The sequence below is a fragment of the Natrinema sp. CGMCC1.2065 genome, assembly GCF_051225675.1.
Taxonomy (GTDB): domain Archaea; phylum Halobacteriota; class Halobacteria; order Halobacteriales; family Natrialbaceae; genus Natrinema; species Natrinema thermotolerans.
Genome location: NZ_JBPJSJ010000011.1, coordinates 100,017 through 112,494 on the forward strand (window position 1 = coordinate 100,017; position 12,478 = coordinate 112,494).

The 12,478-nt window shown below is 64.8% G+C and carries 10 protein-coding genes; 7 read left to right on the forward strand and 3 right to left on the reverse strand.

Annotation, left to right across the window (positions count from 1 at the left end; genetic code table 11):
- Window positions 1-5 precede the first annotated feature (5 nt).
- The gene (locus ACSBP4_RS12735) at window positions 6-1,130 is read right to left on the reverse strand and encodes a tyrosine-type recombinase/integrase (protein WP_006650406.1); all 1,125 of its coding nucleotides are present in this window, start codon (window positions 1,128-1,130) and stop codon (window positions 6-8) included.
- Window positions 1,131-1,719: 589 nt separating this feature from the next.
- Between ACSBP4_RS12735 and ACSBP4_RS12740 the strand changes: the two genes are divergently transcribed.
- Entirely contained in the window at window positions 1,720-3,087 is a 1,368-nt protein-coding gene (locus ACSBP4_RS12740; RefSeq protein WP_435552425.1) for a hypothetical protein, read from the forward strand.
- A 115-nt stretch (window positions 3,088-3,202) separates the two neighbouring features.
- Here ACSBP4_RS12740 and ACSBP4_RS12745 read toward each other — a convergent pair whose 3' ends face one another.
- Window positions 3,203-3,559 (reverse strand): hypothetical protein, encoded by a 357-nt coding sequence (locus tag ACSBP4_RS12745; protein WP_233274357.1) that lies wholly within the window; start codon window positions 3,557-3,559, stop codon window positions 3,203-3,205.
- A gap of 688 nt (window positions 3,560-4,247) precedes the next feature.
- Between ACSBP4_RS12745 and ACSBP4_RS12750 the strand changes: the two genes are divergently transcribed.
- Genes ACSBP4_RS12750 through ACSBP4_RS12765 form a run of 4 tightly spaced genes read left to right on the forward strand, consistent with a single transcriptional unit; the run spans window position 4,248 to window position 9,763 of the window.
- The gene (locus tag ACSBP4_RS12750; RefSeq protein ID WP_435552426.1) at window positions 4,248-5,786 is read left to right on the forward strand and encodes an ABC transporter substrate-binding protein; all 1,539 of its coding nucleotides are present in this window, start codon (window positions 4,248-4,250) and stop codon (window positions 5,784-5,786) included.
- 2 nt (window positions 5,787-5,788) lie between these two features.
- Complete coding sequence (nikB, locus tag ACSBP4_RS12755) at window positions 5,789-6,739, forward strand: nickel ABC transporter permease (RefSeq protein WP_049966386.1); 951 nt, start codon at window positions 5,789-5,791, stop codon at window positions 6,737-6,739.
- A complete protein-coding gene (gene nikC / locus ACSBP4_RS12760) occupies window positions 6,736-7,644 on the forward strand; it encodes a nickel transporter permease (protein ID WP_435552427.1) in 909 nt (302 codons plus the stop codon). Before nikB ends, nikC begins: the two co-directional genes overlap by 4 nt.
- A gap of 7 nt (window positions 7,645-7,651) precedes the next feature.
- A complete protein-coding gene (locus ACSBP4_RS12765) occupies window positions 7,652-9,763 on the forward strand; it encodes a dipeptide ABC transporter ATP-binding protein (RefSeq protein WP_435552428.1) in 2,112 nt (703 codons plus the stop codon).
- Between the two features lie 109 nt (window positions 9,764-9,872).
- Here the strand turns inward: ACSBP4_RS12765 and ACSBP4_RS12770 are convergent, their stop codons facing one another.
- Window positions 9,873-10,037 (reverse strand): hypothetical protein, encoded by a 165-nt coding sequence (locus ACSBP4_RS12770; protein WP_162834900.1) that lies wholly within the window; start codon window positions 10,035-10,037, stop codon window positions 9,873-9,875.
- A gap of 126 nt (window positions 10,038-10,163) precedes the next feature.
- Here ACSBP4_RS12770 and ACSBP4_RS12775 point away from each other — a divergent pair, with 126 nt between their 5' ends.
- Together ACSBP4_RS12775 and ACSBP4_RS12780 are read left to right on the forward strand one after the other, a co-directional pair.
- A complete protein-coding gene (locus ACSBP4_RS12775) occupies window positions 10,164-10,910 on the forward strand; it encodes an alpha/beta hydrolase family protein (RefSeq protein WP_435552429.1) in 747 nt (248 codons plus the stop codon).
- A 308-nt stretch (window positions 10,911-11,218) separates the two neighbouring features.
- Window positions 11,219-12,469 (forward strand): RNA-guided endonuclease InsQ/TnpB family protein, encoded by a 1,251-nt coding sequence (locus ACSBP4_RS12780; RefSeq protein ID WP_435552430.1) that lies wholly within the window; start codon window positions 11,219-11,221, stop codon window positions 12,467-12,469.
- Window positions 12,470-12,478 lie beyond the last annotated feature (9 nt).

Here is a 12,478-nt window from a genome sequence, read left to right on the forward strand (position 1 = left end):
CTTTCTCAGCCGGAATCGCTTGACTCCTCGCCCTCGACCGGCTCGGCATCGACGACCAGCGGCTCCTCCGGCGGGACGGCGATCGACTGCTCTAACACCGAGGCCCGCAGCGTCGGCTTCGAGGCCGTCGCCTCCTGTCGGTAGTCGTCGTCGATCCGGTCCCCGCGGACCCCGCGTGGCGTCAAGTAGTCGCCGTCGACCTCGAGCCCGGCCGCCTCACAGAGCCGGCGCAGGACCGACCGCGCCCCCTCGGTGGTGATGGCCGGCGGTGCGATCGCGCGCTCGCGGGCGAGTTCCCGGGCCGTCGAGGTCTCGAGCAGCGACTCGATCTCTGCTTCGTCGTGGCCACGCTCAGCGAGGACCGTCCGCACGCGGCGGGCGATCGACGGGGCGTGGCCGGTCGGGAACAGCGGCCAGTCGTTCGCGGGCGGGTCCAGTACGATCCGATACCGACGCAGCGGCGTCCGCGCTCGGGCCGGGAGAGGGACGTCTTCGAGGCGCTGGGACTTGCCAAGCACGCGGATCGTCCCCGTGTAGAAGTCGACGTCATCCCACGTCGCGCCGGTGCGGCGGTCGTCGTCGGGGACCCGGAACAGCTCCGATCCCCGGACCGTCGAATGGGCGAGGACCGCCACCATCGCGTACTCGCGCAGGCGGGTGCGGCGCTCGCTCGTCGACCGGGTCCCCGATTCGAGCGCTCGCTCGCGGACGTGGCGCTCGAGTTCGCGGCGCTGGTCGGCCGTCCACGAGTCGCTTGTGGGCCGGGCGTCGGCGGCCGGCAGCGCCGCCTCGGCCCGGTCGGTCGCGGCGGGATTGGTCTCGAGGATGCCGCCGCGAACGCACCACGAGAGGAACGCCCGGACCACGGCGTAGTAGGTGCCGGCGGTCGAGGCGGTGTACTGTCCACGCTCCGTCCGGCGGCGAAGTTCCGCTGCGTAGGCGCGCATGTGATCGACTGCAAGGGCGTCGATCGATCGGATCCCGTGGTCGGTCTCGAGCCACTCGGCCCACCGCCGCAGGATCGACTCGGCGTTGGAGGCGTAAGCACCCGCGCCGGAGCCGTCGGGATCGCCCACCGCCTTGCGCTGGATGTAGGTGTCGACCGCATCGGTGATCGCGACGCCGGTCACGGCGCGATCACCCGCCCGACGCCCGCGTCTCTCGCCCCGGATCGCCGTCGCCCAGTCCGATCCCGCCGGTCGGCACGACTCTCGAGGGTGACGCCAGTGGTCATCGGTTCGTGTCTTCCTGTTCCACGGTCCTAAATCTGTGTTTCGAATCCACACCGGTCGAAAAAACTGCGATCACACGCGAGCGCGGGCCGGCGACGGAATCCGGCCCGTCCGCAACCGTCGGGGACCTACCCGCTCGTCCTTGGCGGCCGGCTCGACATCCAGAATTAAGTACACTGGCTGATAATTTTTCGATAGTGGGTGGTGAATGACACGACTGATCACTGTACGAATGCGTCAGGCTCTCCAAATCGTACGAATTGAGCGGCGGCGCGCCCGACGGCGGCTCGGTCGATCATCGGCGTGGCGCACGATCCTCGTCGTGGCACTCGGTTCGGCCGCCGTACTCTTCGGGGTTGGTGCGTACGAGGTCAGCCGATCGTTACGGCAGGGAACCGCCGCTCTCCCCCTCGAGACGATACACGTCGCCACGGTCTCGGGGTTTCTCACGCTGGTTTGGGTATTCGATCGACGCACGTCGACGGTAATGGAGCGCATCGAACCCGCGTTGCTTCTTACAAGCGTTCCGACTCGAACGGTCGCGCTCGGCACCGTCGGCACGGTCGTCGCCGGGATCGCCGTTCCGCTGTCGCTGCCCGCCGTCTGTTTCGCGGCCGGGCTCGCTGTCGGACACCAATCCCTGTTAGGATTGATTACCGTCTTGCTCGCCGGTTTCGGCGGCGTCGCGCTCGCAGCGCTGGTCGGTGTAACGCTGAGCCTCGGTCGGGAACTCGCTGCCCTCCGATCGCCCCGAATCCGCCGATACAGAACGCTTCTGTACGCGGCGGGATTCGCGGCCCTCGTGACCGCGTGGTTCGTACTGGCCAGTGGTGCCGTCGGTTTGGACCGTCTCGTCTCGTGGCTTCCGGTCGTTCCGATCACCTGGATCGCCGATCTCGGTCTACTCGGACTGACGGGGTCCGAGCCGGTCGGCCGCCGTCCTATCGGCGCGCTCTGTCTGTTCGGCGTTGGACTCCCGCTCTGTACAGCCGTGGCGATCAGGCTCGCTGACCGAATCTGGCATACCGATCCGGTCGGGTCCGGAACGGTCCACCGCTCGCGGTCGCTTCTCGGACCCGGGCTCGCAACGTGGTTGTTCGGTCGCTGGGTTTCCCGGCCCGTTCTTGCCGTCGCCCGAAAGCGATGGCTTCAGGAACGGCGTGTCCCCCGGGGCCTGTTGACGGCGGGATACATGCTGCTCATCCTGCCGATCGTCTATCTACCGCTTCTCGCTGCCGGCGAGATACTGGCGGTCACACCGATTCTCCTCGCGTTCGTCCTCGCCGTCGGGACGGGCCTTGCGTTCGGACTCGAGTTACTCAGCGTCGAGTATCCCGCGCTCCCCCTGACGCTTTCCGCCGCCTCGAGCCGCCAGTTCGTCCGCGGGACCGTCCTTGCCGGAACCGCGGTCGGCGCGCCGGTGACGGTAGCGATAACCGCCGTTGCCGGGGTGGGAAGCCCCCTCGGCAGCCTCGAAGTGATCTTGACCGCCCTCGCGACCGTCCCCCTCTGTCTCTGTGGCGTCACCGTCGCTGCAGCGATCGGCATGGACGTGTCATATCGCGACTTTCGCCCGGTCCCGATCCCGTTCGTCGCCACGACCGTCTACTCGGAGACCGGTCGACGGTCGTTTCTCAAGCTTGCTGTCGTGATGACACTCGTCGGGCTCGTCTGCCTGCCGGCGCTCACGGGGTATCTCTCGCCTGTGAACGAGCCGCTGTCGACGGGACTCGGGGTCTCGATACCAACCGTTCGCCTGCTGTCGCTCGTCGGAACGGTCGCACTCGCGATCGCGGTCTCGGCGGTCTCTTACCGACGAGCGGTGAGGACGTTCGAGGAGTATACGATTCCATGAATCTCAGTCTCGGGCCTCTCGATCGGAACGGTACCAACGATCGGTCGTTACGCCGTCGCTCGAAAAATGGGCTTTGAGTATCGATTCGGGCGAATTCGTCGTCTCGCTTCGGTAGTTACCAGAACTGTTCGATACCACACTTGGCTGCACAGCCGGCCGCGGTACCACCGATACAGACCGCACAGGGGGCACAGCTGACTCGAGTCGGGTCGGCGACACACACCTGACACGGGGTCGCACAGAAGGTACCCCACGTGATACAGTTCACCCAGCAGTCGATCGCCGATTCCTGCGTGGTGATCCCGTCGGACTGTCCGGCCAGACTGTACACGGATTCCAGTTCGGCCCCGTCGATTTCGGCGATGAGAAGGGTATCGGCACCGCTTTCCAGCGTCGCGGAAACGAACACCCTCGAGACTCCCGACTCGAGGTCGCGATGGGCGGCCGCGTCGGCCGTATCGACCGTCGCCACCTCGCCGTTCTCGAGGGCTTCGGTCCAGTCGTCACTGGCTTGCAGCGTCTCCAGCGCCTCGGTCGTGACCGCGTCGCCGAGAACGAGGTTTTCGACGCGGATCTCGCCATCGTCACGTCGCGCTCTGACGAGGGTGTTTTCGCCCGTCTTGATTTCGGCGACGTCCGCTTCGTCGTTGTACGCGAAATGCTCGGCATCGCCCTTGATGGGGATTCACCGAACGAGGGATCGCTGGACTCATCGTTACCGACACCCCGCTGCCCTTACCTGGGCCGAACAGCGCTACGAGTCCGTCAAACAGGCCGCAGAACCCGTTTCACTCCCCGACGAGGACCTCTAGCACTGTTCCGGTCTCGCGAGCGTTGCTCCTGCCCGACACGGGCCCAGGACAGTATGGTCAGCAACGCGTCTCTCGAGCGGCGCTCGCCGCGGTGTAGCGACGTACTCGAGTTCTCGGTTCGCTCGGCGATCGGACCGAAATCGAAGCAGAATATTTACAAGTATAGTTTCAGTACTGAAATTCAGGTTTCACAATGGTTGGAAACGAAACATCGATGCGGAGTGATGGCCACGGTGGCCGTGACGTATCGACACCGGCGACGGCCCGGTCGTTCCGCGGCGGGAGGCGGTGTCGACGGCGTCGCTCGAACGACAACTCCCGAACCCGAGGTTCAGTGAGGGGACACTGATGGACGAGTCACGTCGACGGGTACTCGCCGGCATCGCCGGTGGGGGACTCGCCTCTCTTGCCGGGTGTGCAACCGGCGACACGGCCGACGAGACCGCATTTACGATCGGGCTGGCGGCGGATCCGACCGACACCAGTCGATACGACAACTGGGGCGGCATGGCTCCCTATTGGACACGCGTCATCGAGCCGCTGGTCTGGGGCACTGATGATATGCAACCGAAACCGTGGCTCGCGACCGACTGGACCGCTACCGATGACACCACCTGGGAGTTCGAACTCCGCAAGGGCGTCCGCTTTCACAACGGTGCGGAACTGACTGCCGACGACGTCGTCCACACCTTCGAGGAGAACATCCTCTCCGAGCGCGGCGACTTCGTCTACGGGTGGCTCCACCTCGAACCGGGCAGCGTCACGAAACGCGACGAATACACCGTCGCGTTCGAGACGACGGACCCGTTCCCCGGCTTCCCCGGAACGATCGCCCACAACATGATCGACATCCAGCCGCCCGCAGCCGATCGGCAGGCGGGCGAGATCATCGGTACCGGGCCGTTTACCCTCGAGGAAATCCGGCGCGGGCAGTACGTCCGCGTCGAACGGTTCGCGGACTACTGGGGCGGCGAACCGGCCCCGACGGAACTCACGTTCCGGGCGGCCGAAGACGAGACGACTCGGACCGATCTCCTCGAGAGCGGCGAGGTCGATCTGATCTATATGCCGGCCAAAAGTCGTCTCTCGTCGTTTCGCGATCGCGACGACGTTCGCGTCGACTCCCAGCAGTCCGCGGGGGCGGTTTCGGTCTGGCTCAACATCTATCGCGAGCCGACCGACGACGTGGCTCTGCGGCGCGCGCTCAACTACGCGGTCTCCCAGACGGAACTCGTCGAGACGGTACTCGAGGGGGTCGGCGAGCCTGCCCGCGGCCCGATATCGACGGTCATCGACTGGGTCGACGAGGACGAACTGCCGACCTACGAACGCGATCGGGACGCCGCGCGTGACCTCGTCGATCAGTCGGCCTACGACGGCTCGGAACTGACCTGTCTCGTGGACACCGATATGGACGACGGGAGGACGATCGGACAAGTTCTCCAGTCGTCGTTCGAAGAAATCGGCGTCGACGTCAGTCTCGAAGTCCGCGAGCGCGCAGCGATAAACGACCTGACGGACCGCGGCGAGTTCCACCTCCAGATCGGGAGTACGGGATCGAACAGCCCCGGCGCGGACTACCTCATGTGGGAGAGTTTCCACACGATGGGCGTCGACAACAAGGACCGCTACGAGGCCGAGGGGACCGGGCTGTACAACCTCGGCGGCGAGGTCGATGACCTCATCGAGACCGGCTATCAGGCGCGTGACCCGGCCGCGAAACGCGACGCCTACATCGAGGCACAGCGGAAAATCATGGCGGCGGCCGTCGTCGTCCCGCTGTTCTACCAGGAGTACGTCGTCGCCGCCGACGCCGCGCTCGAGGGACTCGAACTCCCTCCGATCGAGAAGTTCGCCGAGTGGAGCGATCTGACACGAACGGCCTGACGATGACTGCCTACGATTACCTCGCGTCCCGACTCACGACGTCGCTTGCCGTTACGGTCGGCGTCTCGCTCGTCACGTACGGGCTGGTATTTCTCACGCCCGGCGAGCCGGCCGAGATCATTCTCTCCCAGCAGCTCGGCCGCCAGCCCTCTGCGGCCGAAATCGAGGCATTCCGGGCGGAAAACGGCCTGAACGAGCCGATCCCGGTCCAGTACCTGAACTGGCTGCTGGACGTCTGCCGGGGCGATCTCGGCACGTCGTACTACAGCGACACGCCGGTCTCGACGCTGATCGTGGAGGCGCTACCGGTGACACTCGAGTTGGCCCTTGCCGCAATGGTCGTCGCGCTCGTGATCTCGATCCCCGCTGGCGTCGCCAGCGCCGTCCACCAAGGCTCCTCGATCGACTATGCAAGCCAACTGGGCGCGCTACTCGGCGTTTCGATGCCGAACTTCTGGCTCGCGTACCTGCTGATCCTGCTGTTCCCGCTGACGCTCGGCGTCTTCCCGGTCGCCGGTGCCGGCAGCGTCGGCCACCTCGTGTTGCCAGCGATCACACTGGGTACCGGCATGGCCGCCGTCGTCACGCGACTCGTCCGGAGTTCCATGCTCGAGGTCCTCGACGAAGCGTACGTCGATACCGCCCGCTCGACGGGACTCCGTGAGCGGATCGTCGTCTACAAACACGCGCTCCGAAACGCGCTCGTCCCGGTCGTAACGGTTCTCGGCCTCCAGTTGGGGACATTGCTGAACGGCGCAGTCGTCGTCGAGATAATCTTCCAGCGGCCGGGGCTTGGTACGTTGCTCGTCGATGCGGTGTTCGAACGCAACTACCCGGTCGTACAGGGGGTCACCCTCGTTACCGCGGTCGTCTTCGTCGTAACGAACCTGGTCGTCGATCTCACGTACCGGTATCTCGATCCCCGCGTCCGGCTCGGGGGTGAGACGGCGTGATCGGCCGTTTCGAGGCCCTCGTGGCGGGCCTTCGACGACGGTACCGTGCGGTTCGGACGTCCCGGGCGACCGCGGCGTTTTTTGCGAACCCGCTCAACGTTGTCGGGCTGGTGATCGTCGCCACCCTGACGATCGCCGCCGTGTTCGGTCCCGTCATCGCACCCTACGACCCGACGAGTCAGGACCTCGTGAACCGGTTACAGCCACCGACGCTGGCCCATCCGATGGGAACCGATCAGCTCGGACGGGACGTCTTCTCGCGACTTCTGTACGGTGCCCGGCTCTCGCTCGGTATCGCCGTCGCCGTCACCGTGATCAGGCTCGTCCTCGGGACGGCGATCGGCCTGCTCGCGGGCTATGCCGGCGGCCTGATCGACGAACTCCTGATGCGACTCGTCGACGTCCAACTCGCGTTCCCGGGGCTGGTACTCGCACTCGTGGTCGCCGGCATTCTCGGCCCCAGCCTCCGAAACGTGATGCTCGCACTCGCGGTCGTCGGCTGGGCGTCCTACGCCCGTCTCGTCCGCAGCAGTGTTCTTTCGACGAAAGAACGCGAGTTCGTCCAGGCGGCCCGGCTGATGGGCGTCTCCCGGCATCGCATCGCCATCCGTCATCTCCTCCCGAACACCATCGGCCCGATCATCGTTCTCGCGACGATGAACCTCGGAACGGTGATACTGGGAACGGCCGGTCTCTCGTTTATCGGCCTCGGCGCACAGCCACCGACGCCCGAATGGGGAACGATGCTTTCGACCGGCCGCCACCACCTCCGGGGGGCGTGGTGGCTCGCGAACGCTCCGGGCGCAGCGATCATGCTCACCGTCCTTGGATTCAACCTGCTCGGTGACGGGCTCCGTGACGTCCTCGATCCGAACCACGATACACCCCTCGAGAAACCGACGTGATCACGACATGACTGGACAATCGATGGATTCCACGTTGCTTTCGATCGACAACCTCCACACGCAGTTTCAGACTCGCAATGGCCCCGTCAGCGCAGTTGAGGGCGTCTCGATGACCGTCGACCAGGGCGAAATCGTCGGCCTCGTCGGCGAGAGCGGGAGCGGCAAATCCGTGACCGCACGCTCGATCGTCGGTCTACAGGACCCGGGCGAGATCGTCCGGGGATCGATCCACCTCGACGACGTGGCTGTGACCGATGCGACCGACCGACAGCTCCGCCGGCTCCGGGGAGACACCGTCTCGATGGTGTTTCAGGACCCGACTGAGACGCTGAACCCCGTTTTCGACGTCGGCGAGCAGATCGCCGAATCGATCAAGGTCCACGAGGAACCCGGTCCCCAGCGCCTGCTCGAGTACCTCCATCTCCCGCCGTTTAGCAGCCGGTCGGAGTGGCGCGAGTACCGCGAACGGGCGATCGACCTCATGGAACAGGTCGGAATCGCCAGCCCGGCCGACCGGGTTGACGCATACCCCCACGAACTCTCCGGCGGACAACGCCAGCGGGCCGGCGTCGCGATCGCGCTCGCATCCGACCCGGACCTGTTGATCGCCGACGAACCGACGACCGCGCTCGACGCGACCACGCAGGCACAGCTCCTCGAGCGGTTCCGTCAGTACAACGCCGAGCGCGGGACGGCGATCCTGCTGATCACGCACGATCTGGGCGTTGTCGCCGAAATCTGCGACCGCGTCGTCGTGATGTACGCCGGCGAGGTGATGGAAACCGGCCCGACCGAACGCATCCTCGAGGACCCTCGCCACCCGTACACGAAGGCGCTGCTCGAGTGTCTCCCCCAGCGCGTCGACCGGGAAAGCCGACTCCCGACGATCGACGGATCGGTTCCCGAACCGACCGCCGATCGGGCGGGCTGTCCGTTTGCCCCCCGGTGTGAGTACGCGACTGCCGCCTGTCGGGACGAGGAGGTCCCGACCGTTGCTCTCGCCGACGACCGCGGAAGCGTCACCTGCGTCGAGTCGAACTGGTCCGAGTCGGATACCCCGCCCTCGAGGACGGGCGCTCCCGGTGCCAGATCCGAATCGACCGCGGCTCCCGAATCGGCCCCCGCCGACTCGGACCGACCGTCCCCGATCGTCGAACTCGAGGGCGTTTCCAGACACTACTCGCTCGCGAGCGGGCCGATCGAACGCCTCTTCGGAGCCGACGACACGCTCCGGGCCGTCGACGGGGTCGACCTCGAGATCCGGGCCGGAGAGACGCTCGCGCTGGTCGGCGAGAGCGGCTGTGGCAAGTCCACGCTTGCATCGCTGATTACCGGCCTCGAGAGACCAACGACCGGGACGGTCCGAATCGACGGGACGCCGGTCGGCAGCGTCGCCGACCGCGATGCCGCTACCCTCACCGACGTCGGCGTCGTCTTTCAGGACCCGCACTCGAGTCTCAACCCCCGACTGACGGTCGAGCGAACGATCGGTGAACCGCTCCGGAGTGTCGGCTGGAACCGGCCTCGTCGCACGGACCGCGTCCGCGAGTTGCTCGATCGCGTCGGGCTCTCGGAACAGCAGGCGACGAGCTACCCCCACGAACTCTCGGGCGGACAGATCCAGCGCGTCGCGATCGCGCGTGCGATCGCACTCGACCCCTCGCTCGTCGTCCTCGACGAGCCGGTCTCCGCGCTCGACGCCTCCGTTCAAGCCCGCCTCCTCAACGTCCTCGCGGACCTTCAGGCCGATCTCGATCTCGCCTATCTGTTCATCTCTCACGACCTGACCGTCGTCGAACACGTCGCGGACCGCGTGGCAGTGATGTATCTCGGGGAACTGATGGAGGTCGGCCCCGCCGACAGGGTGTTCGATCGGCCGACACATCCGTACACGACGGCACTGCTCGAGGCGATTCCGTCGCTCGAACCAGACAGTTCGACCGGCACGTCGCTCGAGGGCACCCGTCCGAGCCCGGTCGAGCCGCCGAGCGGGTGTGTCTTCCGGGACCGCTGTCCGATGGCCGAGCCGGAATGTGCAGAAACCGACCCCGACCAGCGCCGACTCGGGCCGGGCCGCGCGAAGTGTCACTTCGCCACCACCGACGCATCCGATCCGTGACTCGCCGGGTCATCCTCGAGTCGCGCTCGACCGGGACCGTCCGAATCCGTATATCTGAATGTGGTTTATACTCCGGGGCACGAGACGAACGCATCGATCGAGTCGCGACTCAGGACGGATGCTGGTGCCGGATCTTCTCGGCCGTCATCCCCGGTACCGGCGTCCCACAGTCCTTGCATTTCCACTTGGGCGTCGGCGTCCCGCGTTCCTTCCGCAGGTCCTGTTTGAACTCGAGGCGGGCACCACACGGACACCGGTAGGTCGTGCGGGTCATAGTCGGACCAACCCCGTCGGGAGCGATAAACGATTCGCCGGCCGGGGCTCGGGCGCTCGAGTCGGCACCCGCACTTTCTCTCGGGGAGCGTCGGGATCAAGACGCTGCCGCCCGTCGTCCGGGACGATGCCGAAATCACACAGGATCCCGATCGAAACGGCGACGGCGACGGGGTCGCCCCCCGAGGTCGCCGCGGTTCATCACCAGGCCGACTCGGACGACTGGATCGTGTTTTGTCACGGCCTCCGCAGCGACAAGTCCGGCAGCTACGAGGGCCGGTGTCGGCGGGCCGTCAGGGAGGGGTACAACGCCGTCCGGTTCGACTGCCGGGGCTGTGGCGAGTCCGACGGTGCGTTCGTCGACGCCACCCTCGAGGCTCGACTGGCCGATCTCCGTGCCGTGACCGAGTACTTCGACCCGGATTCGTACGTCCTCTTTGGCTCGAGTTTCGGCGGGAAAATGGCTGTCCACGCCGCTGCGACGGACGACCGGGTGCGGGCGGTCGCGACGCGTGCGCCCGTGACGACTACCGATACGTTCGACGAGTATCGGTCGACCATCGACCGCGATGGGGCGGTGCAGTTCGAGACCGGCGAACGGATCGACCGTCGGTTTCTCGAGGCGCTGGATCGCTACCCCTTCGACGACGTCGTCGAATCGCTCTCGGTCCCGGTCGCGATCTTTCACGGCGGGGACGACGACGTCGTCGATCCCGCCGACAGCTTCGCGGCCGCTCGGCGACTCGAGACCGACGTCCTCCTCGAGCGGTTCGCTGGCGAAGGCCATCGCTTCTCGCGGGTGGCCGAGGACCGATTGCGGAAGCGATTGTTCGATTGGCTCGAGTGGGCCGGCGGCGAGAGCGGGCGGTGCTGATCCGCTGTGTAGTGGATAAATCAGATATTGCTATACACAATTCGTGTGTCGGCTCGACGACCGACAACCCGCGACACGCCGAAGCGAGTACAGCAAGCGGCGAACGCAACCAGGACCCGGATCCGTCACCGGCTTGGGGCCGGACACGTCTCCGACTCGGAGTATCTATCTTTAAGCAGCGAGAGAATCCCGGCGTTTACGCCGGGCGTGAATCGCGTCACTCAACCCCACAATCCACCGCTCGGTGGCAGACCGGATATTCCACGCTAATCCACACCATTACGTAGAATTATCTACATAGGCTATGCATGGCGATTGAGGTCACGCGCACCTACATTGGTTCCATCCAGAACCAGCGACAGGTCAGCGATGGCCTCGATTCGCTCGGAGACTCTGCCTCCAAAATTTGGAACGTCGCACGCTGGACAGCCGACCGTATCTGGAACGCAACCGGCGAAATCCCAGCTGAAGGGGTACTGAAGGCGTATATGAAGAACCAGCCGTGCTGGAAAGACTTGAACGCCCAATCTAGTCAGAAAGTCATCGAAGAACTTTCCGACGCTTTCCAGTCGTGGTTCGATCTGCGACAGACAGACTCTGAGGCAAATCCGCCCGGCTACCGCAAATACGGCGACACCCGACCACGTTCCACAATCACGTTCAAAGCAGACGGGTTCAAACACGACCCCGAGAACAACCGTGTCCGACTCAGCAAAGGCTCGAACCTCAAAGAAAACTGGTCTGACTTCATCCTCTGTGAGTATCAGACGCGCCCAGACGTTGACCTTTCGAAGGTCAACAAGGTACAGAACGTTCGGGCGGTCTGGAACGGCGACGAGTGGGAATTGCACCTCGTCTGCAAGATCGAACTCGAAAGGAACGACACCACAGGCGACGAAGTGGCAGGTATCGACCTTGGCATCACGAATATGGCCACGGTCGCATTCCCCGACGAATACGTCCTGTACCCGGGGAACTCGCTCAAACAGGACAAGCACTACTTCACTCGTAGAGAGTACGACACCGAAGGTGAGAACGGCCCGTCAGAAAAGTCGATGTGGGCGCGTCGGAAACTCGCAGACCGCGAGACGCATTTTTACCACGTTCTCACGGACACCATCATTACCGAGTGTGTCGAACGTGGTGTCGGCACGCTCGCGGTGAGTTGGCCTGAAGACGTACGAGAATCAGACTGGGGCAAGACGGGAAACAAGAAGTTGCACTCATGGGCGTTTGACCGCATCTACCAGTACCTCAAATACAAAGGCAAGATTCGTGGCGTTGAAGTGCTGAAGGAGAACGAGTGGAACACCAGTAAGACCTGCTCACGGTGTGGTGACGACACGCCGTCGAACCGTGTCGAACGTGGCCTATACGTTTGCTCGTCGTGTGAGTTAGTAGCCAACGCGGATTGTAACGGGGCGGAAAACATGCGACAGAAGATAACTCCGAGTCCTCACGGTGAGGATAGGAGTAACGGCTGTGTGGCACAGCCATCGGTACACCTGTTCGACCGCGAGAGCGGGACGTTCACCACGAGAGAACAGGTCGTATCGTAGACCGGCAAA

Coding starts and splice junctions, on each gene's coding strand:
- ACSBP4_RS12740 (WP_435552425.1), top strand. CDS start 1,720: ATGGAGCGCATCGAACCCGCGTTGCTTCTTACAAGCGTTCCGACTCGA.
- ACSBP4_RS12750 (WP_435552426.1), top strand. CDS start 4,248: ATGGACGAGTCACGTCGACGGGTACTCGCCGGCATCGCCGGTGGGGGA.
- nikB (WP_049966386.1), top strand. CDS start 5,789: ATGACTGCCTACGATTACCTCGCGTCCCGACTCACGACGTCGCTTGCC.
- ACSBP4_RS12765 (WP_435552428.1), top strand. CDS start 7,652: ATGACTGGACAATCGATGGATTCCACGTTGCTTTCGATCGACAACCTC.
- ACSBP4_RS12770 (WP_162834900.1), bottom strand. CDS start 10,037: ATGACCCGCACGACCTACCGGTGTCCGTGTGGTGCCCGCCTCGAGTTC.
- ACSBP4_RS12775 (WP_435552429.1), top strand. CDS start 10,164: ATGCCGAAATCACACAGGATCCCGATCGAAACGGCGACGGCGACGGGG.
- ACSBP4_RS12780 (WP_435552430.1), top strand. CDS start 11,219: ATGGCGATTGAGGTCACGCGCACCTACATTGGTTCCATCCAGAACCAG.